General features: G+C 69.6%; 14 protein-coding genes. 5 read left to right on the top strand and 9 right to left on the bottom strand.

The features are described from left to right. Positions 1-9: 9 nt before the first annotated feature. From ftsH to dacB, 5 genes are all read right to left on the bottom strand, one after another. Positions 10-2,046: an ATP-dependent zinc metalloprotease FtsH gene (gene ftsH / locus AB0M51_RS19655; protein WP_344197429.1), complete on the bottom strand. Its 2,037-nt coding sequence runs from the start codon at positions 2,044-2,046 to the stop codon at positions 10-12. Positions 2,047-2,256: 210 nt separating this feature from the next. After that, the gene (gene hpt, locus AB0M51_RS19650) at positions 2,257-2,811 is read right to left on the bottom strand and encodes a hypoxanthine phosphoribosyltransferase (protein ID WP_344197427.1); all 555 of its coding nucleotides are present in this window, start codon (positions 2,809-2,811) and stop codon (positions 2,257-2,259) included. Between the two features lie 4 nt (positions 2,812-2,815). Beyond that, positions 2,816-3,856 carry a tRNA lysidine(34) synthetase TilS gene (gene tilS / locus AB0M51_RS19645; RefSeq protein WP_344197425.1) on the bottom strand — a complete coding sequence of 347 codons (1,041 nt, stop codon included), beginning with the start codon at positions 3,854-3,856 and terminating at the stop codon, positions 2,816-2,818. Then, positions 3,828-4,919, bottom strand: coding sequence for a zinc-dependent metalloprotease (locus AB0M51_RS19640; protein WP_344197423.1), 1,092 nt, complete (start codon positions 4,917-4,919; stop codon positions 3,828-3,830). Before AB0M51_RS19640 ends, tilS begins: the two co-directional genes overlap by 29 nt. Before the next feature lie 40 nt (positions 4,920-4,959). Further along, the gene (gene dacB / locus AB0M51_RS19635) at positions 4,960-6,315 is read right to left on the bottom strand and encodes a D-alanyl-D-alanine carboxypeptidase/D-alanyl-D-alanine-endopeptidase (RefSeq protein ID WP_344197421.1); all 1,356 of its coding nucleotides are present in this window, start codon (positions 6,313-6,315) and stop codon (positions 4,960-4,962) included. A 50-nt stretch (positions 6,316-6,365) separates the two neighbouring features. Between dacB and AB0M51_RS19630 the strand changes: the two genes are divergently transcribed. After that, positions 6,366-6,857 (top strand): inorganic diphosphatase, encoded by a 492-nt coding sequence (locus AB0M51_RS19630; RefSeq protein WP_344197419.1) that lies wholly within the window; start codon positions 6,366-6,368, stop codon positions 6,855-6,857. Here AB0M51_RS19630 and AB0M51_RS19625 read toward each other — a convergent pair. Further along, complete coding sequence (locus tag AB0M51_RS19625) at positions 6,854-7,285, bottom strand: MarR family winged helix-turn-helix transcriptional regulator (protein ID WP_344197417.1); 432 nt, start codon at positions 7,283-7,285, stop codon at positions 6,854-6,856. The genes AB0M51_RS19630 and AB0M51_RS19625 overlap by 4 nt on opposite strands. An 88-nt stretch (positions 7,286-7,373) precedes the next feature. On the opposite strand from AB0M51_RS19625, the gene AB0M51_RS19620 reads away from it, so the two are divergent. The 4 genes from AB0M51_RS19620 (at position 7,374) to AB0M51_RS19605 (ending at position 12,073) form a co-directional block, all read left to right on the top strand. Continuing rightward, the gene (locus tag AB0M51_RS19620) at positions 7,374-8,339 is read left to right on the top strand and encodes a zinc-binding dehydrogenase (RefSeq protein WP_344197415.1); all 966 of its coding nucleotides are present in this window, start codon (positions 7,374-7,376) and stop codon (positions 8,337-8,339) included. Between the two features lie 13 nt (positions 8,340-8,352). Continuing rightward, on the top strand, positions 8,353-9,243 hold the full coding sequence (locus AB0M51_RS19615) for a LysR family transcriptional regulator (protein ID WP_344197413.1): 891 nt from the start codon (positions 8,353-8,355) through the stop codon (positions 9,241-9,243). 46 nt (positions 9,244-9,289) lie between these two features. Beyond that, positions 9,290-9,997, top strand: coding sequence for an SDR family oxidoreductase (locus AB0M51_RS19610; protein WP_344197411.1), 708 nt, complete (start codon positions 9,290-9,292; stop codon positions 9,995-9,997). A gap of 102 nt (positions 9,998-10,099) precedes the next feature. Continuing rightward, the gene (locus AB0M51_RS19605) at positions 10,100-12,073 is read left to right on the top strand and encodes a heparinase II/III family protein (RefSeq protein ID WP_344197409.1); all 1,974 of its coding nucleotides are present in this window, start codon (positions 10,100-10,102) and stop codon (positions 12,071-12,073) included. A 31-nt stretch (positions 12,074-12,104) separates the two neighbouring features. On the opposite strand, the gene AB0M51_RS19600 is transcribed toward AB0M51_RS19605, so the two are convergent. From AB0M51_RS19600 to AB0M51_RS19590, 3 genes are all read right to left on the bottom strand, one after another. After that, positions 12,105-13,544, bottom strand: a complete 1,440-nt coding sequence (locus tag AB0M51_RS19600; RefSeq protein ID WP_344197407.1) for an NlpC/P60 family protein — start codon at positions 13,542-13,544, stop codon at positions 12,105-12,107. A gap of 246 nt (positions 13,545-13,790) precedes the next feature. After that, positions 13,791-14,603: an endonuclease/exonuclease/phosphatase family protein gene (locus AB0M51_RS19595; RefSeq protein ID WP_344197405.1), complete on the bottom strand. Its 813-nt coding sequence runs from the start codon at positions 14,601-14,603 to the stop codon at positions 13,791-13,793. Between the two features lie 129 nt (positions 14,604-14,732). Next, the gene (locus tag AB0M51_RS19590; RefSeq protein ID WP_344197403.1) at positions 14,733-15,803 is read right to left on the bottom strand and encodes a YCF48-related protein; all 1,071 of its coding nucleotides are present in this window, start codon (positions 15,801-15,803) and stop codon (positions 14,733-14,735) included. Position 15,804 lies beyond the last annotated feature (1 nt).

The following is a 15,804-nucleotide window of genomic DNA, read 5'->3' as shown; positions in this document are numbered from 1 at the left end:
GGTGACGCGTTACTGGTGGTTCGGCGGGGTCGGGCCGCTGCCGTAGTCCGGCGGGCGGATCGCCTCGTCCGGACCGACCGAACCGCCCGGTAGCACGTCGGAGAGCGAGCCCTCGTGCCCGTTCTGCTCAGCCGGGACCGGCATCACCGGCGGCTGGTCGGACGGGACCCGGGTGGACGAGCCGGTCCAGGCCGGCCGCCGCTCCCGCATGATCACCGGCTCGAAGATCCGGGCGATCTGATGCTTGTCGAGGGTCTCCTTCTCCAGCAGCTCCTCGACCAGGTGGTCCAGGACCGACCGGTTCTCGACCAGGATGTCGAAGGCCTCCTGGTGCGCGTTCAGGATCAGCTTGCCGACCTCCTCGTCGACCGCGGCCGCGATCTCCTCGGAGTAGTTCCGCTGGCTGCCGAAGTCACGACCCAGGAACGGCTCACTGCCGTCCTGGCCGAACTTGATCGCGCCGAGCCGCTCGGTCATGCCGTACTGCGTGACCATCGCCCGGGCCAGCGCCGACGCCTTCTCGATGTCGTTGGACGCACCCGTGGTCGGGTCGTGGAAGACCATCTCCTCGGCGGCCCGGCCGCCGAGCATGTAGGCCAGCTTGTCCAGCATCTCGGACCGGGTGGTCGAGTACTTGTCCTCGTCCGGCATCACCATCGTGTAGCCGAGCGCGCGGCCACGCGGCAGGATCGTCACCTTCTGCACCGGGTCGGAGTGCGGCAGCGCGGCAGCGACCAGGGCGTGCCCGCCCTCGTGGTACGCCGTCAGCACCTTCTCCTTGTCCGACATCAGCCGGGTCCGGCGCTGCGGGCCGGCGATGACGCGGTCGATGGCCTCGTCCAGCGCGCGGTTGTCGATGATCTGCGCGTTCGACCGGGCGGTCAGCAGGGCCGCCTCGTTCAGCACGTTGGCCAGGTCGGCACCGGTCATACCCGGCGTCCGGCGGGCGACGGCGACCAGGTCGACGTCCTGCGCCATCGGCTTGCCACGCGCGTGCACCTTGAGGATCTTCTGCCGGCCGGGCAGGTCCGGCGCGTCGACGGCGATCTGCCGGTCGAAGCGGCCGGGCCGGAGCAGCGCCGGGTCGAGGACGTCGGGCCGGTTGGTGGCCGCGATCAGGATCACACCGCCGCGGACGTCGAAGCCGTCCATCTCGACCAGCAGCTGGTTCAGGGTCTGCTCGCGCTCGTCGTGGCCGCCGCCGAGACCCGCACCGCGGTGCCGGCCGACGGCGTCGATCTCGTCGATGAACACGATCGCCGGGGCGTTCGTCTTGGCCTGCTCGAACAGGTCCCGGACCCGGGAGGCGCCGACACCGACGAACATCTCGACGAAGTCCGAACCGGAGATCGAGTAGAACGGCACCCCGGCCTCGCCGGCCACCGCACGGGCCAGCAGGGTCTTACCGGTACCGGGCTGGCCGTAGAGCAGCACGCCCTTCGGGATCTTGGCGCCGACGGCCTGGAACTTGCCGGGCTCCTGCAGGAACTCCTTGATCTCCTGCAGCTCCTCGATCGCCTCGTCCACACCCGCGACGTCGGAGAACGTCGTCTTCGGGGTGTCCTTGGTCACCAGCTTCGCCTTCGACTTGGCGAAGCTCATCACCCGGGAGCCGCCGCCCTGCATCGAGTTCATCAGGAAGATGAACACAACCGCGATCAGCAGGAACGGGATCAGCGTGGAGAACACCTGGCCGATGAAGCTCGGCTTCGGGTTCTGCACGTCGTACTTCTCGATCTTGCCGTCCTGGAACAGGGTCTGGATGTCGCTGCCCAGGCTCTGGCCCTGGCCGTCGACGTAGTGCGCCTGGATCTTGGTGCCGTCGGTCTTCTCGACCTGGATCTGTTCGTCCGGGTTGTTCAGCGTCACCGACTTGATCGTCTTGTCGCTCGACGACTTGGCCTGCTGGATCAGCTGGACGACCTGGCCGGTGGACTCGGTCTTGTATCCGGACGAGCCGGTCAGGAGCTGCCCGATCACCAGTACGCCCAGGAAGGCGACGACGATCCAGAACAGGGGTCCGCGGAAGATGCGCTTCACGTCCATGATCGGGGCCGAGGCCCCGTCCCTCCTAGCTCGGCAGGCCCGGATATGCGGGCTTGTGACGGTAACACCAGTCCAAGTGTCTCGTGTCGCACAAGACAACACACCACGAGGGTCACGAAAGGACGGGTGCGACCCGTTGTACAGGCTGCCGCCAAGTCTGCCTGCTCGCCGGACCGGGGTGGAGGGGTGGGGAAGGTATTTGTGCGGACGTCAGGAGTAGACGTGCGGCGCCAGCGTCGCCACGCAGCGCAGGTTCCGGTACTTCTCCGCGTAGTCCAGCCCGTACCCGACGACGAACTCGTCCGGCAGGTCGAACCCGACGTACCTGACCGGGACCGCCATCTTCGCGGCCGCGTCCGGCTTCCGGAACGCGGTGCAGATCTCCACCGAGGCCGGGCCGCGGGACTGCAGGTTGCTGACCAGCCAGGTGAGTGTCAGGCCGGTGTCGATGATGTCCTCGACGATCAGCACGTGCCGGCCGCTGATGTCGGTGTCCAGGTCCTTCAGGATCCGGACCACGCCGGACGACTTGGTCCCCGAGCCGTACGACGAGACCGCCATCCAGTCCATCTCGACGTGCCGGGTGAGCGACCGGGCGAGGTCCGCCATCACCATCACGGCTCCCTTGAGAACGCCGACGATGAGGAGGTCCTTGCCCTCGTAGTCCTGCTCGATCCGCCCGGCCAGTTCCCGCAGCTTCGCCAGGATCTGGTCCTCGGTGTAATGGATCGTGCTCAGGTCCTTCTCGATGTCCGAAGCATCCACGGCGTCAGCCTGTCACATCGGGACCCAATGCGATGAATCCGCCCCGGCGGACGGCCCGGACGCCCTGGGGCAGATCGATCCAGCGCTGGCCGCGCCAGTCGGTGACGAGCGCGTCGACGGCCGCCACGTGGCCGGCGGTGAGGTCCGTGGCCCGGCAGCCGGCTTCCAGAGCGGCCTGACGCAGGACGCGCGTACGGATCGCGGCGGGCTCCTCCAGCAGTACGCCGGTGTCGCAGAGCACCTGCCCCTCGGTACGGCTCAGTGCGGTCTCGGCAACGTCCGCGGCGAGCTGGTCGAGCGCGTCGGCGTCCGCCCGCAGCAGGCCCGCCGTACGGGCGAGCGCCTCGACCACACCGGGTCCCAGCGCCTCCTCCAGCACCGGGAGCACCTCGTGACGCACCCGGACCCGGGCGTACTGCGGGTCGTCGTTGTGCGGGTCGTGCCAGGGCCGCAGCCCCGATGCGACACACGCGGCCGCCGTTGTGGCCCGTGGCACCTCCAGGAACGGCCGCCGCAAAAGCCCTACGACCGGGGCCATCCCCGCGAGCGACCGCGCGCCGGACCCCCGCCCCAACCCGAGTAGCACGGTCTCAGCCTGGTCGTCACGCGTGTGCGCCAGCAGAACGACGTCCGCTGCCAGCTCATCCGCCACCTCACGCAGAGCGTCGTACCGCACGGCCCTGGCCGCCGCCTCGGGCCCGCCGTTCGAGCCCACGGTCACGGCCCGCACCCGGACCGGGTCCAGCCCGAGCACCCGGCACTGCTCAGCGGCCGTCTCCGCCACCTGGGCCGAGTCGGCCTGCAGCCCGTGGTCCACCACGACCGCGCCGGCCCGCAGCCCGAGCTTGGGAGCCTCGAACGCGGTGGCAGCCGCGAGCGCCAGCGAGTCCGTACCGCCTGAGCAAGCCACCAGGACCGTCGTACCTTGCGGCAGCTCGCTCAGCGTTGCCCGCACCGCCTCCCTGGTCCGGGCAACCGCGGGGTGCAGCTTCCCGCGGCGCTGCGCGACCAGGCCCTCAGCCGTGGAGTCGGGAGACCCAGGCATCGGGGTTCGCGATCTCGTTCTTGGTCGGCAGCGTGTTCGGTCCGGTCCAGACCCGGTTGAAGCCCTCCATGCCGACCCGGTCGACGACCCGGCGTACGAACGCCGCACCGTCCTTGTACTGCCGCAGCTTGGCGTCCAGGCCGAGCAGCCGCTTCAGCAACTGATCCACCGGGTTCCCGCTGGCCCGCCGCGACGTGAACTTGGCCCGGATCTTGTCCACCGTCGGGATCACCGACGGCCCGACCCCGTCCATCACGAAGTCCGCGTGGCCCTCCAGCAGCGACATGACCGCGGTCAGCCTGTCCAGCACCGCACGCTGCTCCGGGGACTGCATGAGGTCCACCAGGCTCAGCTCGGCCTCGCCGCGCACCGACCGGCCCAGCCGCTGCACGGCCTCCCGGAACATCGCCGCGTACGCCGAAGCGTCCAGCTCGGCCTGGTCCAGGAACAGAGCGATCTCCGACCGCAGGTGGTCCCGGAGCCACGGCACGGCGGTGAACTGCACCCGGTGCGTCTCCTCGTGCAGGCACACCCACAACCGGAAGTCCCGCTTGACGACGTCCAGCTCGGACTCCACGTGTACGACGTTGGGCGCCACCAGCAGCAGGCGCCCCGTCACACCGGGACGGTCCGGGTCCGGCTGGGCCGGGTAGAACGGGTCGAACTGGCCGAGCACCCGCGACGACAGGAACGCCAGCAGCGCGCCCGCCTCGATCCCGGTCACCCGGGAGCCGACCGCCGACGCCAGAGCCGCCCGGTCCGCCTTCTCGCGGAGCTTGTCGGCCAGCGGCTGCAGGACGGTGCGGAAACCGTCCGCGTTCGCCTGTACCCACCCGGGCCGGTCCACGATCACCACCGGCGCGCTGGCCGACGTGGCCTGCAGCCCGGTGAACTCCCGGACGTGTCCCTCGGACTCGGCAGCGAACTGCCGCAGGTCGGCGACCACCTGGTCCGCCTCCGCGCGGCTGACCGCCGGACCGGGGCGCAGCAGCTTCCGCGCCACACCGGTCGCCAGCTGCCAGTCGACCATCTCGGTCGTGGTCCCGCCTTCCGCCGTACTCATACAACGACCCTAGTGGTATGTCCCAACATGTGCCTGCTGATCAGCAGCCGCAATTCGCGAGCGCGGACGTGGCGCGGTCGAGCGCTGCCCGCGCGTCGAGGGTCTTGGGCACCGGAACGCTGTCACTGGCGATCGCGAACACCAGGAGCGTGCCTGTGCGGTCGAGGGCGTACCCAGCGAGGCTGTGGACGCTGGTGAGCGTCCCTGTCTTCGCATGGACCAGCCCGGTCCCGAAGCTCGTGCCGGCCGTGGTGAACCGCTCCCGGAGGCTCCCGTCGAACCCTGCGATCGGGAGGCCGGTCAGCAGGTGCCGCAGCTCCGGGTGGTCCTTCGACGCGGCTACCCGGACCGCACCGGCCAGCAGCTCCAGCGGGACCTTGTTGGCCCGTGTGAGCCCGCTGCCGTCGTAGATGGTCGCCTTGGACACATCCAGGCCCAGCTTGGTCAGCGTGGCGCGTACACCCTTCACGCCACCGATGTACGAGCCGCCGTTGCCGGTAGCGATCCCCACGTGCCGCAGCAGCGTCTCCGCACCGTCGTTGTCGCTGTGCAGGTTGATGTACTCCACGATCTGCCCGAGCGTGGGCGACTTGACCTGAGCCAGCAGCGCGGCGTTGGACGGCGCGTCGACCGGCTTGGCGGCAGCCACCTTGATGCCGTACTGCTGCAGGAGCTTCTGGAACGACTGAGCCGCGGCCAGGGACGGTGAGGCCGAGCGCTTCGCCATACCGGGAGCAATGCGGCCCTCGTTGACCCAAAGGGCCGACGTAGGCGCCGCAATACCCTCGGGGACGTAGTTGGCCTCCCAGTGCGCGTTCACGGCCGGCCCGCTGAACAGCGTGGCGTCGTACCCGAGGGTGACGGACGCGACGCCTTGCGCCTTGAGGGCTTTCGCCGTACTCGCGGCCAGCGTCTGCAGGTTGGCCCGGGCCGGGAAACCGTCGCTCGCGGAGGGCTTCACCGCGAGCAGCGGATCACCGCCGCCGACCAGTGCGATCGCGCCCTTCCCGAGGCTCACCACGTTCGTCGCGAACGTGTGGTCCGGGCCGAGCGTTTCCAGTGCCGACACGGTGGTCAGCAGCTTGAGCGTGGAGGCCGGCGTGTACGACGTACCGGCGCCGACCGAGAACACCGGCTTCCCGCGCGCGGCGTCGTACACGTAGATGCCGTGGTGCGGGCCGAGCGACGGGTCCTTGAGGATCGGGGCAAGCGCGGCGGCGACACCCGTCGCGGTCGGCGCGGCACCCTTCGTGGTGGCCGGGGCCAGTACGGCGGGCGCCTGCTGCTGCGTGCGCTGCACGGCCTCGGGTACGGCGCGGGCGCTGCTCGTGCACAGGCCGGCACACAGCGCCGTACCGAGAAGCGTGACGAATGCCGCACGGGCAGGTCGGGCCACCGGGCTGCTCCTGTCATTCGGTCGGTCGGAACCGTGACAGTATCTGCCGTATGGAGTTCGACGTCTTCATCGAGATCCCCAAGGGCACCCGCAACAAGTACGAGCTGGACCACAAGACGAACCGGCTGCGCCTCGACCGCACGCTGTTCACGGCGACGCAGTACCCGTCCGACTACGGGTTCATCGAGGACACCCTCGGTCAGGACGGCGACCCGCTGGACGCGCTCGTACTGCTGCCGGAGCCGACCTTCCCGGGCTGCCTGATCCGCGCCCGGGCGATCGGCATGTTCCGGATGACCGACGAGAAGGGCCCGGACGACAAGGTCGTCTGCGTCCCGGCCGGCGACCCGCGCCAGGAGCACCTGCGCGACATCCACCACCTGCCGGAGTTCGACCGGCTGGAGATCCAGCACTTCTTCGAGGTCTACAAGGACCTCGAGCCCGGGAAGTCCGTCGAGGGCGCGACCTGGGTCGGCCGCACGGCCGCCGAGGAGGAGATCACCGCCTCCTTCAACCGCCTGAAGGCCGAAGGCGGGCACTAATCTCCTGAGACGCGGCGGAGCAGGCTCAGCAGGGTCTTGCGTTCCGCCGCGGTCAGCGGCTGCAGCAGGTCCGCCTCCGCGCCGAGGATCAGCCGGTCCATGTCCTCCAGGTGCTGCTCACCGGCGGGCGTGATCGCGACGATCTTCCGGCGCCGGTCCGCGGCGTCGACCCGCCGCGCCAGCATCTTCAGCTCCTCCAGCTCGTCGAGCAGCGTGACCAGGTCGCTGCGATCCATCCCGATCCGGTCCGCGAGCGTCGCCTGCACCGCCTCGCCGTCGTCGGCCAGGCTCGCCAGCACGTGGTAGTGCAGCGTCCGGACGCCGCCTTCGGTCATGTGCTGCCGGACCAGCCGCTGGGCATGCTGACTCGCCCGGCCGAGCGCGAACAGCACCTGGTCGGACAGCCGATGGTTCGGCGACTTCTTCACCCCACCAACTCTATTGGCAACGCCTTTCCTCGCGGTTATCGTGGGATTCTCCCATTATTTATAGCACCCACTATTTGGAGAGCCCACGATGCGTGCTGTGCGTTACCACCGCCACGGCGGTCCCGACGTCCTCCAGCTCGACGAGGTCGCCGTCCCCGAGCCCGGCCCCGGCCAGGTCCTGATCCGGGCGGAGGCGATCGGCGCGAACGCCATCGACACCGTCCTGCGCCGCGGCGGCACGCCGTGGGACCGGCCGCTCCCGGGCATGCTGACCGGCGAGGTGATCGGCCGGATCACCGCCGTCGGCCCCGACGTACCACCCGGGGTCGCGGTCGGTCAGCGGGTCGGATCGCTGGCCGAGGACGCGTTCGCGGACCAGGTGCTCGCGGACGCCGCCTTCCTGGCCGCGATCCCGGACGACGCCGACGCGGCCGAAGCGACGATGATGCCGATGACCGGGCCGCTCGCGTTCCGGCTGCTCGAGACCGCACACCTGCCGGCCGGCGGCACGGTGGTCATCCACTCCGCGGCCGGCACCATCGGCCACCTCGCCGTTCAGCTCGCCCGCGCGTACGACCCGAAGACGATCATCGGTACGGCGTCCTCCCCGCACCGGCTGGACTTCATCCGCTCGCTCGGAGCCGAGGCGGTCGACCTGACCGACCCGGACTGGCCGGCCAAGGTCCGCGAACTCGCGCCCGACGGCGTCGACGCGGTACTCGACGCGGTCGGCGGGAAGGTCTTCGAGCAGGGCCTCGGGCTGCTCCGGCCGCTCGGCACGATGCTCACGTACGGCGCCATCACCACCGAGCTCCCGACCGTGCCCGCGGGCGCCCTGTTCGGCTTCAAGTCGGTCAGCGGCGTCTCGATCATGGGCTGGCGCACCGCCCGCCCGGACGCGGCCCGCGCCGACATCGCCGAAGTCACCCGCCGGTGGCAGTCCGGCGAACTCCGCCCGTACGTCCATGCCACCCACCCGCTCGCCGACGTCGTCGAGATCCACGAAACCCTCGACGCCCGCAGCGCACTGGGACGACTGGTGGCGATTCCCTGAAATAATCGTTCGGGTGGAGCTTCGGCAGTTGCGGTACTTCGTGGGCGTCGCCGAGGAACTGCATTTCGGCAAGGCCGCGGAGCGGCTGTACATCTCCACCCCGACGCTCAGCCAGCAGATCAAACAGCTCGAACGCGAGGTCGGCACCACGCTGCTGATCCGGCACAGCCGTGGTGTCGAGCTCACCCCGGCCGGTGAGGTCTTCCTCGCCCGCGCACGGGAGACGCTGCAGGCGGCCGGCCTGGCGCTGAAGGACACCCGCCGGGCCGCCGGCCTGGACGAGCCGGTGCTCCGGCTGGGCCTGCTGAACGGCATCCCCGGCCGGCTGCCGGCCGCCCTCGAACAGCTCGCCACCGAGCGCTTCCCGAACAGCACCGTCACGCTGCAGGCCGGCACCACCGTCGACCAGCTCCGGATGCTCGGCAACGGCGAGATCGACCTCGGCCTCGTCCGTACGCCGGTCACGTTGCCGGCAGCAACCACCTCCGTGCACCTGGCGAGCGAGGAGCTCGGCGTCCTGCTCGCCGCAACACATCCGCTCGCGGACCGTCCCGAGCTCCGGCTCGACGACCTCACCGGTCTCGAGCTGATCTGGATACCGCGCGCCTCCGCCCCGGAGTTCCACGACGAGACTCTGCGCCGCCTGGGTCCCGGCGTACGGCTGAGCGACATCAGCATGAGCCACTCGCAGCTCCGGTCCGCACTGCTCGTCCGGCGGGACGCGATCAGCCTCGGGTCGCGCCGCGCCGCGGACGCGGAGGTCGTCTGGCGACCGCTCGCAGGCCGCCCGCTGGTCGCCCGGTACGCCGCGGTCTGGCGCACCGACTCGAGCAATCCGGTGCTGAGGGCGATGACCGTTAGCCCCGGCCTAACGGTCGTTAGCCAGGAAGTCGTGGTGGACTGACGACTCCGGTGGTTGGCTCGAAACGTCAACCACCGAAGGAGAATCAGTGCCGGAACACGTTGTCGTCATCGGCGGAAACTCAGGAATGGGCCGTGCCCTCGCCGCCGAACTCGTTGCCGAGGGCAGCGAAGTCACCGTCGCCGGGCGGTCCCCGGAGAAGCTGGCCGCGGTCCGGCGGGAGCTCGGCGTACACACCGTCGAGCTGGACCTCGGACGCGAGCCGGACATCGAGCGGCTGTTCGCGACCACCGGGACGATCGACCACATCGTCAGCACCGCGGCCGACGTCGGCGGCGCCTACCAGCCGATCCTCTCGTACGACGTGACCGCGGCCCGCGGCGCGATCGACTCCAAGCTGATCGGACCACTGCTCCTCGCCAAGCACGGCGCCCCGCGGCTCGCCCCCGGCGGGTCGATCGTGTTCACGTCGGGCATCGCGGCGTACCGCCCCGGACCGCGCGCGTCGTTGCTCGCGGCCCTCAACGGCGCCCTCGCCTCCCTCGCCGCCGCACTCGCGGTCGAACTGGCCCCGCTCCGCGTGAACGTCGTCTCCCCCGGCTGGGTCGACACTCCTATCTGGCAGGACGTAGCCGGCTCCGAAGCCCCGAAAAGGCTTGCCGAAATGGCTGATCGTCTGCCGGTCGGCCGCATCGGGCGTCCCGAAGACATCGCCCAAGCCATCCTGGCCTTACTCCGCAACGGCTTCATCACCGGCACCGTCCTCCACACCGACGGCGGCCACCGCCTCGTCTGATGGGGCTGTAACGCGGAGAGTGCTGACAACGATGATGCGGTCGCCGGGGGGATGAGGCCGCGGGGAGCGGCATCAAGGTTTGAACAGGGTGGGGAAGCTGTGATGTCTGCAAAGTTGGCCGGGGTGATCGCGGGGGCTTCGGTTGCCGCCGTCGTGGTGACGTTGGCGATCAGCGGTGGGCCGTCTGCTGCTTCGTCGGCACGCCACGTTGACCGGCATGCCGGGATTGCCGTCAGGCCGGATCTGCCGGAGCCGAAGGTGGCCCAGTTCGCCGCAGGCCGAAGCCCGGTGGTCAAGCCGACCGCCGCGCCGGCGACCGACATCAAGGCCTTCACCACCTCCAGCACCGCGTTGGCGGCAGGCGGCAAGTACACGTGTCCTGGTTACAGCGGGATCGACGCCCCGAATCCGGTAGCGAACCTCCTCAAGGACACCTTCACCTGGAGCACGTTCGCGCCGTACAAGGTGGGCGACGGCAACGGCAACGTCAACTGGCGGCTGAACCCTTACAACAACCCGAGCTGGTACATGTGGCTCCACTCGCTGCGCTGGCTCGGGCAGGGCATCACCGCCGCCGGCACCGGTGACACTGTCGCGATGGATCGGGTCACCGCGATCGCGAAGGACTGGGTCACCGACAACCCGTACTCGTGGAAGGCCGACATCGGGGCGTGGGAGTCCACGATGCACCGGACCAACGTGCTGATCTGTCTGCGCCAGGCAGTCTTGTCCGGGCTCGGGCAAACCACGCTGCCGCCCGCCTATGCGTGGCTCGACCAGGCCCTGATCGACCACGCCTCGTTCCTGAACGCGAACTGGTCCGGTGCCTGGAACCACGGCACCGACGAGAGCATCGCGTTGTTCGGCGTCGGCTGCACGCTGGACCGCGCGGACTACAAGCAGACCGCGCAGGACCGCCTCGCCGCCGGCATCACCACCTCCATCGACGACCAGGGAGCGACCAACGAGCAGTCGACGGGCTATGCGCAGTTCAACTACGCGCTGTGGGGACGGGCGGCCACGGTTCTGCAGGACTGCGGGGTCGATCCGGGCACGACGATCACCGACCGGCGGACGAAGCTGGCGGAGTGGCTCGCGCTCGCGACGAACTCACTGGGCAAGCTGCACCAGATCGGCGACACCGAACTGATCGCCACCGGACAGTTCGCCGGCACCTCCACCGAATACGCCGGATCCCTCGGCACCAAGGGAATCGCCCCGCAGCAGCGCGTCGGCATCTACTCCGCGGGCTACGTTTTCGGGCGCACCGGCTGGGGAGAGACCCGCCCGTTCTCGCAGGAGTCGACGTACAGCATCCGGTTCGGGCCCTCGCGCGCTCTGCACGGCCACAGCGACCACACCGGCATCACCTACACCGCGCGCGGCCGCGACATTCTCATCACCGGCGGCCATGCCGGCTACCAGAACGACGTGTGGCGGACGTGGGCCAAGGGCCAGTTCTCGGCCAGCACGATGACGACACCGCTGTCCGCGGAGAAGTACCCGGCGACGAAGTTGACGCGCTCCGCGGTTTCAGCGAACTCGGACTTCTACGAGTTCAAAGACGTTCCAGGTGCGGGGATCAACCGCACCCGGGCCGTGCTCGTGCTGAAGGACCCCGACATGATCATCGCGCTGGACCGCGCGACCTCGACCACGGCGCAGCAGTTCCAGACGCTGTGGCACCTGCCGTCGGACCAGAAGGCCACCGTCTACTCCCGCACCACCGCGCTCGCGATGAAGCCCGGCGACAGCACGCGGACAATCCTGTTCCAAGTGCCCTACAAGCAGGCCCTTCCGCCCGGGGCGATCCTGATCAAGCAGGGCCAGACCAGCCCCATCCAGGGCTGGCACTACCCCAAGATCACCACGCGCAACTCCGCACCCACCCTGATGTTCGCCCGGTCCGGCTACGCCGCCTCGATCCTCTCCTTCATCGTTCCTGCCAGAGCGACCCAAGGCGTCACCTACAAGGTCCGCACCTCCGGGACCACAACCATCATCGACCTGGCCCTGGGCAGCGTCCGCACCTCCGTCGGCATCTCCGCCGGCGGCTCCCTCTACCGCATCTCCTGACCCAACCGGCCGGCCCGCCGCACGGCGCGTACTACGGACGACCGAAGAAGTTCGGGGGGATCCAGTAGTAGACGCTGTCGATCTGGACCGGCTTGCCGGTGCGGGGCGCGTGGATCATCATGCCGCCGCCGATGTACATCGCGACGTGGTGGATGGTCGCCGGGTCGTTCGGGTCCTGGGCCCAGAAGATCAGGTCGCCGGGCCGGAGGTCGTCCTCCTGGATGTGCTGGATCTGCTCGTACTGCGCCGCGCTGTAATGCGGGAGCTGTACGCCGGCGTTCTCCCAGGCGCCCATCGTCAACCCGGAGCAGTCCCAGCGGTTCGGGCCGGTCGCGCCCCAGAGGTACATGTCGCCGAGCTGCCGCATCGCGAACCTGACCGCCGCCGACCCGCCGCCGTGTCCCGAGGAGCTGCCACCATCGTTGTTGCCGCCACCACCGTTGTTGCCGCCACCACCGCCGCCGCCGCTGTTGCCGTCGTTCGACGGCTTGTGGTGCTTCGGCTTCTTGCCGTGGTTCTTCCGGGCCTCCTCGCGGGCTTCCTTCTCCTCGCGAGCGCGTTCGGCCGCCTCCGCACGGCGCTCCGCGGCCTCCCGGGCCGCGATCCGCCGCTTCAGCTCGGCCGCCTTGCGGGCCGCCTCCTCGGCGGCCTTGATCCGGGCGAGCTCCTCGAGGCCCTTCTGCCGCTGAGCGGCGACCTTGACCGAGATGTTCTGCAGCACGGCGAGCTGCGCGATCGAGTTCTTCCGCTGGACCCCGATCGCGGTCACCGCGGCTGCCTGCGCCGCCTCCGCGGCCTCGGCGGCCTTCTTCGCCGCGGCCGCCTCGTCGGCGGCCTTCTTGACCTTCACGACCGCCTGGTCGGCCTGCACCTTGAACAGGTTGGTCATCACCTGGGTGGCCGAGAACCGCAGGTACGAGCCCTGCATCGCGGCCGACACCGAGTGCGCCGCACCGGCCGAGTCGAGCAGCTGCTGCGGGCCGTCCGCGGTGAACAGCGGCGCGAGCTTCGCGACGTCACCGCCACCCTGGTACGACGCGGCGGCGAAGCGGCCGATCTGCTGCCGCTGGGTGGCGAGCGTCTTCTCCGCCTCGGCGGCACGGGCCGCGGCGGCGGCCGCCGCGGTCTTGGCCTGCTGGAGCCGGTAGACGGCCCCGTTGTACGCCTCGTCCGCGATCCCGGACTGGACGCCGAGCTGCTCGAGCCGCGCGTTCGCGGCGGCGAGCTCACGCTCGATCTTGGCGACCTGCGCGGCCTTCGAGGCGGCTGCCTGCTTGGCCCGCGCGACCGCGGCCTTGGACGGGATCACCGGCGGCTTCGGCTTGGCAGCCTCGGCCGGGAGCGTGGGCACGGCCATCGAGCCGGCCAAGCAGATCGCGAGCACCCCGGAGAGCAGCAGCTTGCCTGCCCGTCCGGTCTTCCCAGCACTCGCGACCCGTTCGCCGGACGTGGCCCTTGGGGGCGTCCGCATCGGGATCGTTCCTTCCGCCGGTCACGAACCCCTTCCCCAGGGTTCGTGAACTTTTGGTCCTCCTGGACCACATACGCGACACTAGTTGCCTACAGCCCCATTGGGAACAGCTTTCACACAAGTAACTTTGTTTCACCCGTGTGTCGGCTTGACAAACTACAAGCTTGTAATTCCGCGAAGACGCAGGTGGGCGCACAAAAACGCCCCTCCGGCCGGTGCCGGAGGGGCGTTTTCGCGGAGCTTGATTCAGCTGAGAACGAACGAGGCGAGCACCGGCAGATGGTCCGAGGCCGGCGTCACCGGTACGACGGCCCGCACCGGCCGCAGGCCGTCGCTGTGCAGCTGGAAGTCGATGCGCTTGGTCGGGTTGTCCGCCTCGATCGTGTACCCCGGGCCGTCGCCGACCTCCGCCCAGGTGTCGTCGTACACGGCGGTCAAGGTCTTGATCTCCGGAGCCGTCGGGATCGCGTTCAGGTCGCCGACCAGCAGGGTCGGGGTCGTCGAGCCGCTGAGCAGTTCGACCACCTTCTGCGCCTGCTCGAGCCGCTCGGCGTTGTTGTTGCTGGTCAGATGGGTGTTCGCGAACCGCAGTTTGGCGCCACGCACTGTGATGTTCGCCACCGCGAGGCCGCGCTGTTCACCGGTCGGGTAGAGCGGCAGCAGGGTGTTCTCGAAGTCCTGGATCGGATACTTCGAGAGGATCGCGGTCCCGTACTGGCGACGCGGCTCGCCCGGGTTCTTCGGCGGGAGGTCGAGGTTGGCGGCGTACGCGTAGTGCATCTTCAGCCGCTGCGCGAACCAGGCAGGCTGGTCGACCCAGTTGCTCCGGGCGTCCCAGTGCCGGTCGACCTCCTGCAGCCCGATCACGTCGGCCTTGGACTGCTCGATCAGTACGGCGATCCGCTCCAGGTCGAGGACGCCGTCGATACCGGCGCCGTGGTGGATGTTGTAGGTCATCACGGTCAAGGGCCGGCCCGGACGCCCGACATCGGCCTGAGCCGCGCCCACTCCAGGAACCATCATCAGCAACCCCACGAGAACGGTCAGCAATTTACGCATATCTCATCGTCCCGGAAAACCCCCGACCGATGCCCGACAACCGAGTGTCGCCCACCTGAACACCGATAAACACCCACCCGCCCCCACCCACACACCATGGTGGGGCGCGGGGTTAGGGGAGGTGGGGTTCTAGTGGGTCAGGCGGGCTACTGCGCCCTGGGCGCCGGAGGCCCAGCAGCCGGCGTTGGTGCCGTGGCCGGCGCATTCGACGCTGTCGAAGCTGCCGTCGTAGAACTGCTTCCAGCTGCGCCCGCCGTCCAGGCTGACGTCGCTCCCGGACGGGCCGACCGCGATCACCGTGGTCGGCGACCACGGCACGAAGTGCGAGCCGCTCCGGTACCCCTTCGGCGCGCGATCCGCCGGCACCAGCTTCCACGTGCGCCCGCCGTCGTACGTCACGGATGCCGCGTTCACCGCCTCTGTCGGCTTGGTGAAGTCCCCACCGACGGCAACGCCGAACAACGTGTTCCGAAACGCCAGACTGAAGATTCCGGCCGCGGCCCCGCTCGCCATCGGCGAGTCCGCCACCGTCCACCGCCGGCCGCCGTCGAAGGTCCGGAACACCCGCGGCCGGTCACCGCCGCCGGTCGCGAACCACGCCGTACGCCCGGCGCCCGCCACCAAACAGGTCCCGCTGGCGGCGAACCCCGCCTCGCCCGGCAGCGCAGCCGGCATCCCGTCAGTCGGCTGCACGTGCCACGACTTCCCGCCGTCCGACGTCGCCGCGATCCGGAACTTCCCGTCCACCGGGTCGCTCATCGCCAGACCATGTTTGGCATCGTTGAACGCGATGCAGTCGTAGAACGCCTTCGGATCCGTGTTCCGGAAAGTTTCCGACCACGTTTTCCCGCCATCGGCGGTGCGGTACACCCGGGAGTCCTCACCCTCGCCGATGGTCAGCGCCACCGCGCGCTGCGCGTCGAACGCCTCGACGTCCCGGAACTGCAGCGTCTCGGCCCCGGCCGGGCTGACGTTCTGCCAGTGCTTCCCGCCGTCGACCGTCCGCAGCACGGTCCCCGCCGTACCGCCGACCCAGGCGACGTCCTTACTGACCGCCGCCAGCCCGCGGAACTGCGCCGTCGTTCCGGTCGGCGTCAGCTCCCAGCGGTACGACGGCTCGCCGTGCGCCTGTGCGGGTACGACGCTGGACATCAACAACAGACCTCCTGCCGCGAGAGCGGCCACACGCAGGATTCTCATG

This window comes from Kribbella sp. NPDC051137 (assembly GCF_040682535.1).
GTDB classification, from domain to species: Bacteria; Actinomycetota; Actinomycetes; order Propionibacteriales; family Kribbellaceae; genus Kribbella; species Kribbella karoonensis.
This window is presented reverse-complemented; position numbering and strand designations above follow the sequence as displayed.

Coding starts and splice junctions, on each gene's coding strand:
- ftsH (WP_344197429.1), bottom strand. CDS start 2,046: ATGGACGTGAAGCGCATCTTCCGCGGACCCCTGTTCTGGATCGTCGTC.
- tilS (WP_344197425.1), bottom strand. CDS start 3,856: ATGCCTGGGTCTCCCGACTCCACGGCTGAGGGCCTGGTCGCGCAGCGC.
- AB0M51_RS19640 (WP_344197423.1), bottom strand. CDS start 4,919: ATGAGTACGGCGGAAGGCGGGACCACGACCGAGATGGTCGACTGGCAG.
- AB0M51_RS19630 (WP_344197419.1), top strand. CDS start 6,366: ATGGAGTTCGACGTCTTCATCGAGATCCCCAAGGGCACCCGCAACAAG.
- AB0M51_RS19620 (WP_344197415.1), top strand. CDS start 7,374: ATGCGTGCTGTGCGTTACCACCGCCACGGCGGTCCCGACGTCCTCCAG.
- AB0M51_RS19605 (WP_344197409.1), top strand. CDS start 10,100: ATGTCTGCAAAGTTGGCCGGGGTGATCGCGGGGGCTTCGGTTGCCGCC.
- AB0M51_RS19600 (WP_344197407.1), bottom strand. CDS start 13,544: ATGCGGACGCCCCCAAGGGCCACGTCCGGCGAACGGGTCGCGAGTGCT.
- AB0M51_RS19595 (WP_344197405.1), bottom strand. CDS start 14,603: ATGCGTAAATTGCTGACCGTTCTCGTGGGGTTGCTGATGATGGTTCCT.
- AB0M51_RS19590 (WP_344197403.1), bottom strand. CDS start 15,803: ATGAGAATCCTGCGTGTGGCCGCTCTCGCGGCAGGAGGTCTGTTGTTG.